We start from the raw sequence: 16,386 nt of genomic DNA, 5'->3' as shown, positions 1-16,386 counted from the left end.
TGACCTTTTGTGCTTGCAGACGAGGAGGAGTCCATATACGCGCTACGGGTACGTGCATCTAACTGATTAAAGCCTAAACCCTTCAACAATATGCTCGGCCAGGCTGTCGATAATCGGTGACTGGGTGGCGGAGGTGTGCTGCAAAACGATGGACGCTTCCGGCAGTTCGGGAAACCCATCTTTTTTACCCAATATCTGCATGTCGGCGGTGACTAAACTGCGCATCCAGGCAGACACTGCCAAGCCCGCCCCCACAACCGCCTGTAACGTCGCCAAGCTCGGGCTGCTGTAAGCGACTCGATAGGCCCGGCCTGCGCGATCCAGTGCATTGCAGGCATGACGCCGACAAAAGCAGGGAGCCTCAAACATGGCAAGGGGTACTGGCGTCTGTAAATGTGTGCAATGGCTCTCAGCCGAGACCCACACGGTAGCCTCACGCCTTAAAATGGTGCCAACTTCGTCGCCTATCTCCCGCGTCATAATAATCAGGTCTAGGCTCCCTTGCGGCTGCTGGGAGAGTACCGACGAGGGGGCGCAGTGCACATCCACATCCACTAGCGGCCAGGCTTGGGAGAAGGTTTTCAGAATGCCGGGCAGAAAACGCATCACATAGTCATCCGGCACCCCCAGTCGCACACGGCCCACCATATCCGGCTGGCGCAGCAGCGTCAGCGCTTCTCCCTGCAATGAAAGAATTTTGCGTGCATAACCCAGCAGCGTATGCCCTTCGCTGGTTAACAGCAGCTGGCGATTCTGACGCACAAACAGTGGGCGCTGAATAACATCCTCTTCCAGCCGCTTGATTTGCATGCTGACGGCTGATTGAGTGCGGTTTACCGTCTGAGCGGCGCGGGTGAAGCCGCCCTGGTCGACAATGGCCACAAAGGTGCGCAGCAGCTCATGATCGATGGTGGGTAGTGTGGCCATGGCTATCAATCTTTTTGATGTTGAACATAAGGAGTATTCGTTGGATTGATTTTAGGCGCTGTTCAATACTTCCTTCAACACTTATTTACCACGCCGTTGCTGGCGGCGGAGGGAGGTTGAAATGGAGCGCTCGCTACACTGCTTGCAGAACCAACAGTGCCAATCTGCTGAGAAGCAACCCAGCATCACCTGGCGGGAAAGAATTTATCGCTGGTACCAATTGCGTCGCGAGCGGGATTCCTTGCGCCATTTGAGCGATGACATGCTGAAAGATATTGGCATCAGCCGCGATGACGTACAGCGCGAGTCACGCCGCCCGTTCTGGGATGACCACGGGTGGCGACGCTGAAGCCGCAAGTCATGCCAGCCGTGGCGCGTTTGTGATACCTTGTTGGCACTAAAAAATGCTGCATGAGTTAGTTGCAATTTATGGATGTCAATCAGCGTATTATTTCCCGCCTGGCCACTGAGCTTGGTGTGCGTCCCGAGCAAGTGTCCGCCACGGTGGAGCTGCTGGATGGCGGCGCCACAGTGCCCTTCATTGCCCGTTACCGTAAAGAAGTCACCGGCGCGCTGGACGATATCCAGCTGCGCCAGTTGGATGAACGGCTTCGCTATCTGCGTGAGTTGGAAGAGCGCCGCGCCGCGGTACTTGTCGCCATTGATGAGCAGGGCAAGCTCGATGCTACGCTGAAAGCCAGCATCGACGCTGCCGAGACCAAGCAACGCTTGGAAGATTTATACCTGCCGTTTAAGAAAAAACGCCGCACCAAAGCGCAAATCGCTCGCGAAGCAGGGCTTGAGCCGCTGGCGGATGCGCTGCTTGCCGATCCAACGCTTAATCCGGAAAGCGAAGCGGAAAACTATCTGCGCCCAGCAGAAGGCGATATTCCTGCCATCGAAGATGCCAAGGCCGCTCTGGATGGCGCCAAGCAGATCTTGATGGAGCGCTTCGCCGAGGATCCCGAGCTCATCGGCCAACTGCGTGAACGGCTGTGGCAAGAGGGCGAGCTTAGCGCCCGGGTGCTGGAGGGTAAGCAGCAGGAGGGCGCCAAGTTCTCCGACTATTTCGAACACGATGAGAAACTCGCCAAAGCGCCATCACACCGCGCTTTGGCAATGTTCCGGGCGCGTAACGAAGGCGTGTTGAGCCTGTCGATTCGACTGCCCGGCGAAGACGAGGCCCCCATTCACCCCGCCCAGTTGGCGATTGCCAAGCAGTTTGGCATCAGCGACCAGGGCCGCCCGGCGGATAAGTGGTTAGCCGAAGTCGTCCGCTGGACCTGGCGGGTGAAGCTTTACACTGCCCTGGAGACCGAGCTGCTGGGTCGCCTACGTGAGCAGGCTGAGCTTACCGCCATTGAAGTGTTTGCGGCTAATCTAAAAGACCTGCTGCTGGCCGCGCCGGCGGGGCAGAAAGTCACCCTTGCCATCGACCCCGGCCAGCGCACCGGCTGTAAGGTCGCGGTGATCGATGCCACTGGGCAATTTGTCGATCACACCACTATCTACCCCCATGCGCCGCAAAACCAGTGGAATGAAGCCTTGAGCGTGCTGGCTAAGCTGGTGAAACAGTACGGCGTCGAGCTGATTGCGGTGGGCAATGGTACCGCCAGTCGTGAAACTGACAAGCTCGCGGGCGAACTACTAAAAGCCCTGGCGCCAGCGCACCGGTTAAGCAAAGTGATGGTCTCTGAAGCAGGCGCCTCGGTCTACTCCGCCTCGGAGTATGCTTCACGGGAAATGCCGGATCTCGATGTCACTGTGCGCGGTGCCGTCTCTATTGGTCGCCGCCTGCAGGATCCACTGGCTGAGCTGGTTAAAATCGAGCCCAAGTCGATTGGCGTAGGCCAATACCAGCACGATGTCTCCCAGGTGCAGCTGTCGCGCAGCCTGGAAGTCGTCATTGAGGACTGTGTTAACGCCGTGGGCGTCGACCTCAATACCGCTTCCAGCGCACTGCTTTCACGGGTAGCCGGTCTGAGCACTGCGCTGGCCGAAAATATCGTTGCGCAGCGTAATGTCAAAGGCGCCTTCAAAAACCGTAAAGAGCTGTTAGAGGTGAGCCGCCTCGGTGCCAAAACCTTCGAGCAGTGCGCGGGTTTCCTGCGTATCCACAATGCCGATAACCCCTTGGATGCCAGCGCCGTTCACCCGGAAGCCTACTCACTGGTGGAACGTATCGCCAAGCAGAGCGGGCGTGAAGTACGCGGCTTGATTGGCGACAGCGCCGCGTTGAAAGCCTTAAAGCCCGCCGATTTTGCCGATGAGCGTTTCGGCGTGCCCACCGTCAGCGATATTCTCAAAGAACTGGATAAACCTGGTCGCGACCCTCGTCCTGAGTTTAAAGCGGCCGAATTCCGCGAAGGTGTCGAAACCCTTAATGACCTCAAGCTTTCCATGGTGCTCGAAGGCACAGTCACCAATGTGACCCACTTCGGCGCTTTTGTGGATATCGGTGTCCATCAGGACGGCCTGGTACATATCTCGGCGCTATCTGATCGCTTTATCGATGACCCCCGCAGCGTGGTGAAAGCAGGTGATATTGTCACCGTTAAAGTGATGAGCATTGATATCCCCCGCAAACGGGTAGGTCTATCGATGCGTTTGGATGACCAGCCTGAGGCTGAAAACGGTGCTAACAGCGGTGCCAATAAGAACAGTGGCTCGCCTAAAGAGCAATACAGTGGTGCCCGTAAACCGGCTCGAAACCAGCGTAACAACGCCAATAAAGCGGAAGCGCCGGAGCCTATGGGTGCACTGGGTGCTGCGCTGCTGAAAGCGCGTGGCGGCAAATAGTCGCGTGCCCTGGAAGCGAAGGTGTCTTGAAAAAACGATCGTTGCCGCCATATCCTGTTTTCTGTTTTTGAATCAGCGATGATGGCGATGCCACCTGACTACACCAAGGCCCGCTCACGGCGGGCTTTACTGACAAGGAGTGTTCACCTTGCCTGAACCACTCACTGTGCCATCCGCGCTGACCGCGCAAGTCGAGCGCCTGATACCCAGTGCGCGCCTTGGTCGGTTGGGCCGCCTGCGTCGTGGGCTTGAAAAAGAGGGGCTGCGGGTCGACGCTACTGGCCACATTGCGCAAACGCCGCACCCGTACGCGCTGGGTTCGAAATTAACCCACCCGCATATCACCACCGACTACTCAGAGTCGCTGTTAGAGTACATCACGCCGGTTTACTCTCAGCCAGGTGAAGCGCTGTGCTTTCTATCTGATCTGCATACCTTTACCTACCATCATCTGCAAAACGAGTGGATCTGGCCCGGCAGCATGCCCTCTAGGCTATCCGGCAACGACAGCGTGCCGATTGCCGATTATGGCAGCTCCAACGTGGGCACCATGAAGCATGTTTACCGCAAAGGGTTGGACATGCGTTACGGCCGCATCATGCAGGCGATTGCAGGCGTTCATTACAACGTATCGCTGCCCGATGACATGTGGCACGCACTGCGCGAGTTGGAAAAAGCCAACAATATCCCCTTTAACGACTACCGCTCCACCCGCTATTTCGGCATGATCCGCCACTTCCGCCGCCATAGCTGGTTGTTGCTCTACCTGTTTGGCGCTTCACCGGCCATCGATAAAAGTTTTTTGCCTGAAGGTAAGGTACCCGAAAAACTGCAGTCGCTTAGCGACGACACCTACTTTGCCCCATACGCGACGACTCTGCGGATGTCCGATCTGGGGTATCAAAACAAAGTACAGTCGCAGCTTAAAATCTGTTTTAACTCGCTCTCTAACTACGTTAATACCCTGCGGCACGCCATCTCTTCACCGTGGCCCGACTATGAAAAAATGGGTGTTAACGTGGATGGTGAGTGGCGTCAGTTGAACGCCAATATTCTCCAGATCGAAAACGAGTACTACAGCGACATTCGGCCCAAGCGGGTTGCCAAACACAACGAAACGCCCAGCCAAGCCCTCGAAGCCCGCGGCGTGGAGTACATCGAAGTACGCTGTTTGGATTTAAACCCCTTCGACCCCCTGGGCGTTACTGAAGACCAGATGCGCTTTGTGGACACCTTTTTGATGTGGTGCCTACTCAGCGACAGCCCGTGGATCTCCGACGAAGAGTGTGACCGCTTGGACGACAACCGCCGCTGGGTGGTGGAGCGCGGCCGTGACCCTGAACTCATGCTAATCAACCATGGTGAAACCACCTCGGTGCGTGAGTGGGGCGAACAAATTTTCGCCGAGATGGGCGAAGTTGCCCGCCTGCTGGATGCGGTCGAGGAGGGGAGCCCGCATGCTGATGCGCTGGCAAGCCTTGCACCACGTCTTGCAGACCCTTCGCTAACGCCGTCTGCCCAGGTGCTGGAACGGTTAAAAGCGAACGGCGGATCGCTAAGCGATCTGATGCTTAGCCTGGCCAAAGAGCAGGCGGAGCAGTTAAAAGCCGCGCCGATGCAGCGCAGTCGTGAAGCGCTGCTTGCTCAGCTGATTGAGACCTCGCACCAGCAGCAGCACGATATTGAAGCCGCTGATAAAGAGACCTTCGAAGAGTTCTTGCAGGCCTATTTCACTAAAGCTCGTGAGTCCCGCGCCATGTCGGCGCTGCCATCTGAGGTTAGACAATGATTCTGCACTCCTTTCGCTCGGCCGCCCTGGCTGGTTTAGCCTTCTGCGTTTTAATGATGGCGGTAGCCCTGGGGCTTGAGCACATCGGCGGATATGAACCCTGCCCGCTGTGTATCTTTCAGCGCGTAGCGGTGATCGTCGCGGGCATCGTGTTCGCGATAGCCGCTATTCACAGCCCCGCCGGGCGTGTGGGCAAAGTGATTTACGGGCTGCTGTCGCTGGCTGCTGTTGGAACAGGTGCCTTTATCGCCGGGCGTCACGTTTGGCTGCAGGGCTTGCCCGCCGATGAAGTCCCTTCCTGCGGCCCTGGGCTCGATTACATGATGGATATTCTGCCCATGCAGGACGTGGTGGCCATGGTGTTAACCGGCTCAGGCGAGTGCGCCAATATCGATTTCTCGTTGCTCGGCCTATCACTGCCCGCCTGGACGCTAATCGGATTTGCCATTCTGGCAATCGCACCGCTGCGTATGCTGTTGATGAAAAGTCGGGGTTAGTAGGGCGTCAGTGATAAGGAGACGTACATGCTTTATCAACATTTTGCGACTCAAGAAGAGATCGGTCGCGCCTACGACCCGATGATGGGTCGTGACCCGGCGGTGTTGGTAAAGGATTGGCGTGAGCGCAGTGAAGCATCAAGAGTTAACCACCGCACAACGCTCGATCTGCCTTATGGCCCAACGCTTGCGGAACGCATGGATATCTTTCATGCCGATGCACCTGATACCGATAGCCCAAAAGCGCCGGTGCATGTGTTTTTCCACGGCGGCTACTGGCGCTCGCTGAGTCATCGTGAATTTAGCTTTATCGTTGACGACTTGGTGAAAGCCGGTATCACCGTCGCGGTGGTCAACTACGCTCTCTGCCCGCAGGTACGCTTTAGCGAGCTGGTGCGGCAGAGCCAAGCAGCGGTGGCCTACGTTTATCGCCATGCCGCTGAATTAGGCGTTGATCCTGAGCAGCTGAGTATTTCGGGACACTCGGCGGGCGGGCATTTATGCGCGATGCTAATGTCGACGGACTGGGAGGGCGCTTTTGGCTTACCCAACCAGCTGATTCGTGGTGCGCTGTGTATCAGCGGTTTATACGACCTGCGGCCTTTTCCCTGGTCGTGGCTGCAGCCCAAGCTTCAGCTTAGCGGGCGCGATGTGCAGGAGTTCAGCCCCATATGGCTGCCATGCCGAGTACCTGCGCCTATAAAGCTGGTAGCAGGGGGCCTGGAGTCAGAAGAGTTCGAGCGCCAGATGAGCAGCTATGCTGAGCATTTGAGCCAGCAAGGCCAAACAGTGACTCAGCAGCTACTTTCCGACGTAGACCACTTCTCGATTCTTGAGCACTATCTTAACGATGGTTGTTTTGTTGAGTGGATTAAAGAATTTCACGCTAGCGTTAAGATATGATTAAAAACTAACGAAGCTTCTCAATACAGGATCGAAATCAGCCTGAAGCGGGGGTCTTTCGCCAGGGCCGGAAAATGTTCCCGACAATTCCGGCATTTCCGCCATCCATGGCGGTCAGATGGCGAAAGTAGCGCCCAGGGATGGGTTCACAGTGCCCCCGCGGAAGGTTGTTTCGATCCGGTGCACCTCTTTGTACTCTGCTAGAGGCACTTTTGATTATCCTTAATGAGCCGGAATCACCGCCGTCGCTTCGATTTCCACCTTGGCCTGATCCTCAACCAGCCCCGCCACCTGAACCATCGTCATTGCCGGAAAATGCTTGCCCAGCACCTCGCGATAGGCGGCGCCCACCTCCTTAAGCCGCGCCAGATACTCCTGCTTGTCCGTCACATACCAGGTCAACCGCACGATATGCTCCGGGCCTGCGTTCGCCTCTTTTAAAATCGCCACGATATTTAGCAGTGCCTGGTTAACTTGAAAGACAAAATCGTCGCTTTCAAATACCTGATCGGCATTCCAACCAATCTGCCCACCTACAAACACACTCTGGCCTGAAGCCAGCACGCCGTTAGCGTAGCCCACCGCTGCTTTCCAATGCGAAGGGTGAAGAAGCTGATGAAAGTTGGCGTCACTCATTATGGCTATCCTTATAGGTTTTCGACGGTAAAGTGCTGGCGCATAGCCTCTGTCCAGGGCATTGGCTGACCGCTATTTAGATCCACATATACAAGGGTTGAACGACTGGTTAGACGTTTCTGATCACCGCAGTAAGCGATAATCTGAAGGGTAAGGCTGCTACGCCCAACGGCTTGAACCGCTAACTCAAAGGTGAGTCGTTCGCCTAACCGGCTCGGCGCATGAAACTGGGTATCGATAGCGGCGGTGGGAACCCCGGTGCCGCTCTCAACGTGCAGTTGGTTAAAGTCGCGCTGCACGACCTCCTCAAACCAATCCTCCACCACTGAATTGATCAGTTCGAAATAGCGGGGGTAAAAAACGATACCCGCCGGATCACAGTGCTGGAAACGGACTTTTCGATGGGTAGTAAACGCCACTGTTTTCTCCTCCCTACACGCCCAGATAACGGTCACGCACAGTGCTGTCCAGCGCGGCGGGTTGGCCATCCCACACGGTGCAGCCTTTTTCCAGGATGGTGCAGCGGTCAGCGATGGGTAGAATTTCGCTTAATGACTTATCCACCAGCAGCGTGGCTTGACCTTGCTCTTTAAGCAGCCGAATTGCCCGCCAGATCTCCTGGCGAATCACCGGCGCCAATCCTTCAGTGGCTTCATCCAGCACCAGCAAACGCGGGTTGGTCATCAGCGCCCGGCCAATAGCCAGCATCTGCTGCTCACCGCCGGAGAGGGTCTTGGCCATTTGCGCGCGGCGCTCCTCCAAGCGCGGAAACAGCGTTTCTACTTTCTCCAGTGTCCACTCGCCCGGGCGGGCGGTCACCAATAGGTTTTCGCGCACCGACAAATTAGGGAAACAGCGGCGCCCCTCCGGCACCAAGCCAAGCCCCGCTTTAGCGATACGAAAAGCGGGTAAGCGGCGTATGTTCTGGGATTCAAACTCAATCGTGCCACGGCTGGCCGGAGTCAGACCGAATATCGAGCGAATGGTGGTGGTTTTACCCATACCGTTGCGCCCCATTAGGGCGACCATCTCACCGGCGTTAACGTCAAGGCTAACGCCAAATAACGCCTGAGAGGGCCCATAAAACGTTTCAATATCAGCAACCTTAAGCATCAGAATCCCCCAGGTAGGCTTCACGGACGCGGGGATCCTGCCTAATAGTGTGGCTATCCCCATGGGCGATAACGCTCCCGGATACCAACACAGAGATACGATCAGCCAGACGAAATACCGCCTCCATATCGTGCTCGATCAGCAGGATAGGCACTTCCAGCTTAAGAGCCTCCAGCAGCTCGGTTAGCTTCGCCGATCCTTCTGGGCCCAAGCCCGCCATGGGTTCGTCCAGCAGCAGTGCGCGGGGCTTGAGCGCCAGAGCGCAAGCCACCTCAACCTGGCGGCGTTCCCCGTGGGAAAGTTCAAATACCGGCGTCCAGGCGCGGTGACTAAGCTGCATACGCGCCAGTGCTTCATAGGCTGGTTCAAGCAGTTGCCGATCGCGAGCAACGGGCTTCCAGAACCGAAAACTGTGACTCTGCAGCGCTTGAACTCCCATCATCACATTGCGCATCACCGATAGCGGCTCCGCCAGCGAGGAGACCTGAAAGCTGCGCCCCAGGCCCAGGCGCGCCCGTTGAGCGATACTCATGCTCGTGATCTCACTGCCTGCTAAGTAAACACTCCCTTCATCAGGACGTATATTTCCCGCGATTTGGCCAATCAGGGTCGATTTCCCCGCGCCGTTGGGGCCAATCAAAGCGTGAATCTCCCCGGGTCTAAGATCCAGCGATACATCGCTGGTCGCCTGGAGCGCGCCAAAGCGCTTATGCAGGTTTTGTAGTGAAAGAACCACATCACTCATTGCGTTCCCTCCCGGCCAGCCAACCCATCACACCATGTTTGGCAAATAGCACCACCCCAAGCAGCACTAACCCGAGGAAAAGCTGCCAATATTGGGTGACTCCCCCCAGAAAGGTTTCCATCATCACGAACAGCACCGCACCGGCTAACGGGCCGTAAAGGCGCCCCACGCCGCCCAAAATGACGATGACCATCAGTTCGCCGGAGAAGTGCCAACTCAACATTGTCGGGCTAACAAAGCCATTCAGATCCGCATAAAGCGCACCAGCAAGCCCGGTAATCGCGGCAGAAATCACAAACGCCACCAAGCGAATGGGGTAGGGGCTGATCCCGGCAGTGGCAAGGCGTACATCGTTAAGCCGTGCCATGGTCAAGGCCGCACCAAAGCGCGATTTCATCATTCGTGAGGTAATTGCCATCGCTAACACAAGCCCGGTGAAGCAGATCAGGAAATAGGTGAGTGCATCGCTGCTATCGAGCATGTTGTTATTGAACAGGGGCAGGGTGTTGCGAATATAAATAGGCAGACCATCTTCGCCGCCATAGGTCGGCCAGGAGTTGGCAAAGTAGTAAATCATCTGCGCAAAGGCGAGGGTGATCATAATGAAATAGACCCCCGTGGTACGCAGTGAGATAGCGCCGATGACCAGCGCTAGCAGCCCGCACAGCAACATAGCGGCGAGCCATATCACCAGTAAATTGTCGCTGCCCGGCACGCTGAAAGGCCACGTCATAAATGGGGTCATATCAAAAGCGTGATAAGCACTGATGCCTGCCACATAGCCACCTAAGCCGAAATAGGCCGCGTGGCCAAAGCTCACCATGCCCCCATAGCCAATGGCCAGGTTAAGGCCAACGGCCGCCATGGCAATAATGGTGATACGCGAGGCCAGATTGACATAATAAATATGGCCCAAGAAATAGGCTGCTACAGGCAGTAACAGCAGTAGCCCGAGCAGGGCCATCTGAACCAGCCCTTTGCGGTCAAAAGGTCTATCCGCTTCGGGCGCTAGCGCAGCGTTCTTGGACAAGGAAGTGGTATTAGTCATGGGCAGAGAACAGTCCCTTAGGCTTGAACGCGAGAATGACGGCCATGAGGATATAGATCAGCATCGCGGCCAACGCCGAACCGACGCCGGTCGCCTCAGACGGCGGCATAAACGCTTGAAAGAAGATGGGCAGATAGACCCGACCCAAGGTGTCGACAATACCCACCAGCAGGGCACCGAGTAGCGCGCCTTTAATTGAGCCGATACCGCCAATGACGATTACGACAAACGCTAAAATCAGCACTGGCTCGCCCATACCCACCTGTACAGATTGCAATGCGCCTACTAAAGCGCCGGCTAAACCCGCTAACGCCGCCCCTAAGGCAAACACCAAGGTATAGAGTTTTGAAATATTGACCCCCAGCGCACCAATCATTTCGCGATCGCTTTCACCTGCCCGAATGCGCATACCGAGTCGAGTTCGCGAGATAAGCAAGTAAAGGGCAATCGAAATAGCGATACCCACCCCAATCAGCATCAGCCGATAGATGGGGTAGCGGGTATCACCTGGCAGGGTGACAAACCCCGTCAGCCAAGAAGGAGGACTCAACCATAACGGTGAAGAGCCGAAGATCCAGCGCGTGCCCTCCGAAAAAATCAGTATTAGTGCAAAGGTTGCCAATACCTGATCAAGATGAGGACGGTGGTAAAGTCGGCGTATCACCAACAGTTCTACCAGTGCACCTACCAGGGCGGCCGCGGTCATCCCAGCAGCCAGTCCAATCAGAAAAGAGCCCGTTGAGGCAGTCACCGCTGCCGTGGCGTAGGCGCCCACCATATAAAAAGAACCGTGGGCAAGATTGATCAGCCCCATCACCCCAAACACCAAGGTGAGGCCGCTGGCCATCAAAAACAGCATCGTGCCGAGCTGCACGCCGTTCAGTAATTGCTCTATCAGCAGAGTAACGGACACGTTGGGTATCCTTAGCGCAGGTAAAGAGAAAAGGCTGGGCGGCTACACCCAGCCGAGGCGAGCTTACATCTGGCACTGCTCGTAATAGACGTCTTGGATATCTTCGATTGCGACACCGATCAGGCGATTGGTGGGCTCGCCATCGTCACCCTCCACGACTTCACGCACGTAAATATCCTGGATAGGGTGCTGGTTCGGGCCGAAGCGGAACTCACCGCGTACGCTGTCAAAGTCAGCGGCCCGCAGTGCTTCGCGGAAGGCGTCTTTGTCATCGGGGTGGGCAGTTTCAAGCGCGCTAAGAATCAGGTTGGCGGTGTCGTAACCTTGTGCCGCGTACAACGTTGGCGTGCGGTCATAGGCTTCCCGGAAGCCCTCAACAAAGCGATCGTTGGCCTCGTTTTCCAGGTCATATGCCCATAGCGAGGTGTTGCGTGCGCCAATCGCCGCACTGCCTACCGCTTTGATTAAGATTTCATCAAACGAGAAGGCGGCGCCAAAGATCGGCATATCGACACCGGAGCTTTCCCACTGCTTCATAAACGAGATGCCCATACCGCCGGGTAAGAAGAAGAACAAGCTGTCGGCATCGCTATCGCGAATCTGGGCAATTTCAGCCGCGTAGTCGGTCTGGCCCATTTGGGTGTAAAGCTCGCCGACGACCTCGCCTTCATAAAGATGTTTAAAGCCCGCTAGCGCATCGGTGCCAGCAGGGTAGTTGGGCGCCATGATGATCGGGCGCTCATACCCCTCTTCGCGCATATACGCACCCATGGCGCCGTGCAAGTTGTCGTTCTGATACGCCACGTTGAAGTAGTTCTCGTGGCACATGCGCCCTGCTAAATCGGAGGGCCCGGCATTAGGTGACAGGTAGAAGGTGCCCTGGCGTACCACCGAAGGAACGACCGCCATTGCCAAGTTTGACCAGATAATGCCGGTAAGAATATCGACCTCATCACGCTGCATAAACTCATTGGCCAGCGTACGCGCCAGGTCGGGGCGTCTTGCATCATCCTGAATCAGCACTTCCACGTCGTCGCGGCCCGACTGCTCAAGGGCCAGCATGAAGCCATCGCGAACGTCCACGCCCAGGTGCGAACCGCCGCCTGAGAGGGTGGTAATCATGCCAATTTTAACGTCATCAGCGTGAGCAGTGGTTACCAGGCTGGAGGAGAGCAGTAAGCCAAGGCCAAAGCGGGATATCATTTTCATGGATCATTCCTCATTTTTTAATCGTTTATTACTTAGAGGGTCATGCGTTGGTGTTGGTGCTATTGATGTTAGTGCTATTCACATTGATGCCAGGAGAGCCAGCACTCGGGTAATGTTCCTGGCTCAGCCGAAAGCGCTGAACCTTACCCGTGGATGTTTTAGGTAGTGCCTCGATAAATCGTATGGAGCGAGGGTACTTATACGGCGCGATGGTCTGCTTCACGAAGTCCTGCAACATTTGCTGACATTCTTCATCTTGCTGAAAACCATCGTTTAGAACAACAAAAGCCTCGACAATTTGGCCACGCTCCTGGCTAGGAGCGCCAATCACCGCGCACTCTTTCACGGCGGGGTGGGCCAGCAGGGCTGCTTCCACCTCGGGGCCTGCGATGTTATAGCCCGCCGAGACGATCATATCGTCGTTGCGAGCGGCGAAGTGGAAGTAGCCCTCTTCATCCTGGTAAAACGCATCACCGGTGATATTCCAGCCCGCCTTTACATACTTTTGCTGGCGCTTGTCGGCCAGGTAGCGGCAGCCGGTAGGGCCGCGCACGGCCAGTTTGCCGACCGTGCCGCGAGGGACATCATTCATCTCGTCATCAACGATTCGTGCCTCGTAACCGGTCACCGGTTTGCCGGTGCAGCTGGGGCGATGGTCATTCAGGTGATTAGAGATAAAGATATGCAGCATTTCAGTTGCGCCGATGCCGTCGAGAATCGGTGTGCCGGTTTGCTTGATCCAGTCATGATAAATCGGTGCTGGCAGGGTTTCGCCAGCGGAAACCGCCACGCGCAGGCTGCTCAAATCCTCATGGCGAGTAGGTGCTGAGAGCATCGCCCGGTAGGCTGTTGGTGCGGTGAAGACCACCGTGGCCTGATACTCGCGGATAATGTCCATCATATTGGGCGGGGAGGCGTGTTCGAGTAGCACGGCGGTGGCGCCGAAGCGCAGCGGGAAAATGGCCAGCCCGCCCAGGCCAAAGGTAAATGCCAGCGGCGGTGAACCGACGAACACGTCCTCCGGCGTTACCTGTAGGACTTCCTTGGCGTAGCCGTCGGCAATGACCAGCAGATCGCGGTGAAAGTGCATGGTTGCTTTGGGTGAGCCGGTAGTGCCAGAGGTAAACCCCAGCAGCGCCACATCGTCGGCGGCGGTATTCACCGCTTCAAAGGTGGCGGGTTTGCCCAGCGCTAAACGGTCAAGCTCGGCGTCGTGGTTAGCCGTGCCATCAAAGCCAGCCACACGTTTGAGTACCGGGCTGTGTTGTTGGCACTCAACCAGTTCATCGAGCAGGCGGGTATCGCACAGGGCTAGGCTGATTTCCGCTTTATCGATTACCTGGCATAGCTCTTTGGTGCGTAGCATCGGCATGGTGTTGACCACCACGGCCCCCGCCTTGGTGGCGGCCAGCCAACAGGCCACCATGGCCGGGTTGTTGGCGGAACGGATCAATACCCGCTGGCCGGGAACCACGCCCAGGTCTTCGACCAGCACGTGGGCAAGGCGGTTGGTCCACTCAGTGAGCTCTTGATAGGTGCGACGACGGCCATTGCCCGCTAAGGCAATTCGTTCACCGTGACCCTGGTCGAGCAGTCGATCGCAGAGCTCAACGCCCGCGTTAAGTCGTTGGGGATAATGGTAGCCCGCGAGCAGGAACTCAGGCTGGCAATCAGTGGGTGGCAGGTTATCCCGCGCAAAAGTATCAGCATGGGCCGACTGGATGTACATGACCAACCTCCGTATTTGGTGTCGTTGTTTATTCCTGCCCACGGCTCAAAGGAAGCGCGGGCAGGGATACGGTGTCTGGCGTTGTGTTTTATTGTTGTTGAAAACTGCTGTACGGTTTTTGCTGTTTACTCTTCCGCGAGGATGCTGCGGGCGATGACTACTTTTTGTACATCTGAGGCACCTTCATAAATACGCAGCGCGCGGATTTCCCGGTAGAGGCTTTCGATAATATGGCCTTTGCGAACGCCGTCGCCGCCGTGAAGCTGTACTGCCTGGTCAATCACCTGCTGGGCCTGGTCGGTGGCAAATAGCTTGGCCATTGCCGCTTCACGGGTCACCCGCTCAGCACCTTGATCTTTCGTCCAGGCAGCGCGGTAAACCAGCAGGGCGGAGGCATCCACGTTTAGCGCCATATCAGCCAAGTGGCCCTGCACCATCTGTAAGTCGGAGAGGGTGGCGCCAAACAGCTCCCGGGAGCGGCTGCGGGAGAGCGACTCTTCCATTGCCCGGCGGGCGAAGCCCAGGGCCGCCGCGCCAGCCGTGGAGCGGAAAACGTCCAGCACCGACATGGCGATCCGAAAGCCTTGCCCAGGCTTGCCGATCAGCGCGCTGGCAGGCAGCACCATATCGTTGAAGCCCAGCCGTGCCAGCGGGTGAGGCGCCACCGTCTCCAGGCGCTCACGAATCTCCAATCCGGGTGTGTCGGCAGGCACTAAAAAGGCTGAAAGCCCTTTGGCGCAGGGACCTTCACCGGTGCGGGCAAAGACTGTGTAGATATCGGCAATACCACCGTTGGAGATCCAGGTCTTTTCGCCATGCAAACGGTAGCTATCGCCCTCGCGCTCAGCGGTGGTATCCAACTGGGCCACATCAGAGCCCGAGCGAGGCTCGCTCAGGGCAAACGCGGAAATTGCTTCACCACGCCGGGTTCTGTCCAGCCACTGCTTCTGTTCATCGCTGCCATATAGGCTGATCGCACCGGTTCCCAGCCCCTGCATGGCAAACGAAAAATCGGCTAGACCATCATGGCGGGCCAGGGTTTCACGGATTAGGCACAGGCTGCGCACATCGATATGCTCGCCCGCAGTGCCTTCCAGAAACCCAGCTTTGCCTAAATCGCGTACCAGTTGAATGCAGGTCGCATCCACATCGCTGTGGTCGCGGGGTAGTTCAGTGCGGCACCACGCTTCGAGCTGCTCGGAAAGTTCGCGGTGTCTGGCCTCGAAAAAGGGCCACGCTAGAAAGCTCTTGTCGCTCATCAGTCCCCCTTGAACTCAGGTTTTTGCTTGGCTACGAAGGCGTGGTAGGCGCGCTCGAAATCGTTGGTCTGCATGCAGATCGCCTGGGCCTGGGCTTCCGATTCGATGGCCTGCTCCAGGCTCATCGACCACTCCTGGTTTAGCTGGGTTTTGGTAATGCTGTGGCCGAAGGTGGGGCCCTGAGCCAGGCGGGTGGCGTAAGCAATGGCGTCTTCTTCCAGGGAGTCTGGTTCGACCACTCGGTTGTAAAAGCCCCACTGGAGGCCTTCCTCGGCACTCATGCTACGGCCGCTGTAGAGTAGATCGGCGGCGCGGCCCTGGCCGATAATGCGCGGTAGAATTGCGCAGGCGCCCATGTCACAGCCCGCCAGTCCCACGCGGGTAAACAGAAACGCCGTGCTGGCGCGGGGGGTGGCAAAACGAATATCCGAGGACATGGCAATAATCGCCCCCGCGCCAACGCAGATGCCGTCGACGGCGGCAATGATCGGTTTGCCGCAGTTCAGCATGGCCTTGACTAGATCCCCGGTCATGCGGGTGAACTCGAGCAGTCCCTTCATATCCTTGCCCACCAGGGGGCCGATGATTTCATGTACGTCGCCGCCGGAGCAGAAGTTCTCGCCGTTGGAGGTAAACACCACGGCATGCACATCGGATGCATAGGCCAAGTCACGAAAGGTATCGCGCAGTTCGGCGTAGCTTTCGAATGTCAGCGGGTTCTTGCGCTCTGGGCGATTCAACCGGATAACGGCGACATCACCACTCATTTCCCAAATAAAGTGCTCGGGGGCCAGGTCAGCCATGCTCTTCATATTGTTG

16 protein-coding genes are annotated in these 16,386 nt (G+C 56.8%); 5 read left to right on the top strand and 11 right to left on the bottom strand.

Annotated elements, in window-relative coordinates; all coding sequences use genetic code 11:
• Positions 1–66 precede the first annotated feature (66 nt).
• The gene (locus tag K7H09_RS21750; protein ID WP_138800635.1) at positions 67–927 is read right to left on the bottom strand and encodes a LysR substrate-binding domain-containing protein; all 861 of its coding nucleotides are present in this window, start codon (positions 925–927) and stop codon (positions 67–69) included.
• Positions 928–1,048: 121 nt separating this feature from the next.
• Between K7H09_RS21750 and K7H09_RS21745 the strand changes: the two genes are divergently transcribed.
• The 5 genes from K7H09_RS21745 to K7H09_RS21725 all read left to right on the top strand — a co-directional run bounded on the left by K7H09_RS21745 (position 1,049) and on the right by K7H09_RS21725 (position 6,915).
• On the top strand, positions 1,049–1,276 hold the full coding sequence (locus K7H09_RS21745; RefSeq protein WP_027958820.1) for a DUF1127 domain-containing protein: 228 nt from the start codon (positions 1,049–1,051) through the stop codon (positions 1,274–1,276).
• Between the two features lie 80 nt (positions 1,277–1,356).
• On the top strand, positions 1,357–3,726 hold the full coding sequence (locus tag K7H09_RS21740; RefSeq protein ID WP_174788072.1) for a Tex family protein: 2,370 nt from the start codon (positions 1,357–1,359) through the stop codon (positions 3,724–3,726).
• Between the two features lie 148 nt (positions 3,727–3,874).
• Positions 3,875–5,515 carry a glutamate--cysteine ligase gene (gshA, locus tag K7H09_RS21735; RefSeq protein WP_174788073.1) on the top strand — a complete coding sequence of 547 codons (1,641 nt, stop codon included), beginning with the start codon at positions 3,875–3,877 and terminating at the stop codon, positions 5,513–5,515.
• Positions 5,512–6,012, top strand: coding sequence for a disulfide bond formation protein B (locus K7H09_RS21730; RefSeq protein ID WP_022519705.1), 501 nt, complete (start codon positions 5,512–5,514; stop codon positions 6,010–6,012). Before gshA ends, K7H09_RS21730 begins: the two co-directional genes overlap by 4 nt.
• 27 nt (positions 6,013–6,039) lie before the next feature.
• On the top strand, positions 6,040–6,915 hold the full coding sequence (locus K7H09_RS21725) for an alpha/beta hydrolase (RefSeq protein WP_174788074.1): 876 nt from the start codon (positions 6,040–6,042) through the stop codon (positions 6,913–6,915).
• 222 nt (positions 6,916–7,137) lie between these two features.
• On the opposite strand, the gene K7H09_RS21720 is transcribed toward K7H09_RS21725, so the two are convergent.
• From K7H09_RS21720 to K7H09_RS21675, 10 genes are all read right to left on the bottom strand, one after another.
• Positions 7,138–7,551 (bottom strand): RidA family protein, encoded by a 414-nt coding sequence (locus K7H09_RS21720; protein ID WP_174788075.1) that lies wholly within the window; start codon positions 7,549–7,551, stop codon positions 7,138–7,140.
• 11 nt (positions 7,552–7,562) lie between these two features.
• Positions 7,563–7,970: an acyl-CoA thioesterase gene (locus tag K7H09_RS21715; protein WP_174788076.1), complete on the bottom strand. Its 408-nt coding sequence runs from the start codon at positions 7,968–7,970 to the stop codon at positions 7,563–7,565.
• Between the two features lie 13 nt (positions 7,971–7,983).
• Positions 7,984–8,664 carry an ABC transporter ATP-binding protein gene (locus tag K7H09_RS21710; RefSeq protein WP_174788077.1) on the bottom strand — a complete coding sequence of 227 codons (681 nt, stop codon included), beginning with the start codon at positions 8,662–8,664 and terminating at the stop codon, positions 7,984–7,986.
• A complete protein-coding gene (locus tag K7H09_RS21705) occupies positions 8,657–9,409 on the bottom strand; it encodes an ABC transporter ATP-binding protein (protein WP_041157925.1) in 753 nt (250 codons plus the stop codon). Before K7H09_RS21705 ends, K7H09_RS21710 begins: the two co-directional genes overlap by 8 nt.
• Positions 9,402–10,457, bottom strand: a complete 1,056-nt coding sequence (locus tag K7H09_RS21700) for a branched-chain amino acid ABC transporter permease (RefSeq protein WP_022519699.1) — start codon at positions 10,455–10,457, stop codon at positions 9,402–9,404. The genes K7H09_RS21705 and K7H09_RS21700 overlap by 8 nt, the downstream gene beginning before the upstream one ends.
• Positions 10,450–11,370: a branched-chain amino acid ABC transporter permease gene (locus K7H09_RS21695; protein WP_009288482.1), complete on the bottom strand. Its 921-nt coding sequence runs from the start codon at positions 11,368–11,370 to the stop codon at positions 10,450–10,452. Before K7H09_RS21695 ends, K7H09_RS21700 begins: the two co-directional genes overlap by 8 nt.
• Positions 11,371–11,433: 63 nt before the next feature.
• Entirely contained in the window at positions 11,434–12,579 is a 1,146-nt protein-coding gene (locus tag K7H09_RS21690) for an ABC transporter substrate-binding protein (RefSeq protein ID WP_009288483.1), read from the bottom strand.
• A gap of 40 nt (positions 12,580–12,619) precedes the next feature.
• Positions 12,620–14,308 carry a benzoate-CoA ligase family protein gene (locus K7H09_RS21685; RefSeq protein ID WP_174788078.1) on the bottom strand — a complete coding sequence of 563 codons (1,689 nt, stop codon included), beginning with the start codon at positions 14,306–14,308 and terminating at the stop codon, positions 12,620–12,622.
• 125 nt (positions 14,309–14,433) lie between these two features.
• Entirely contained in the window at positions 14,434–15,567 is a 1,134-nt protein-coding gene (locus tag K7H09_RS21680) for an acyl-CoA dehydrogenase family protein (RefSeq protein ID WP_174788079.1), read from the bottom strand.
• Complete coding sequence (locus tag K7H09_RS21675) at positions 15,567–16,379, bottom strand: enoyl-CoA hydratase family protein (RefSeq protein ID WP_174788080.1); 813 nt, start codon at positions 16,377–16,379, stop codon at positions 15,567–15,569. Before K7H09_RS21675 ends, K7H09_RS21680 begins: the two co-directional genes overlap by 1 nt.
• Positions 16,380–16,386 lie beyond the last annotated feature (7 nt).

It is taken from the genome of Halomonas sp. IOP_14, assembly GCF_021021315.1.
GTDB lineage: Bacteria > Pseudomonadota > Gammaproteobacteria > Pseudomonadales > Halomonadaceae > Vreelandella > Vreelandella titanicae.
This window is presented reverse-complemented; position numbering and strand designations above follow the sequence as displayed.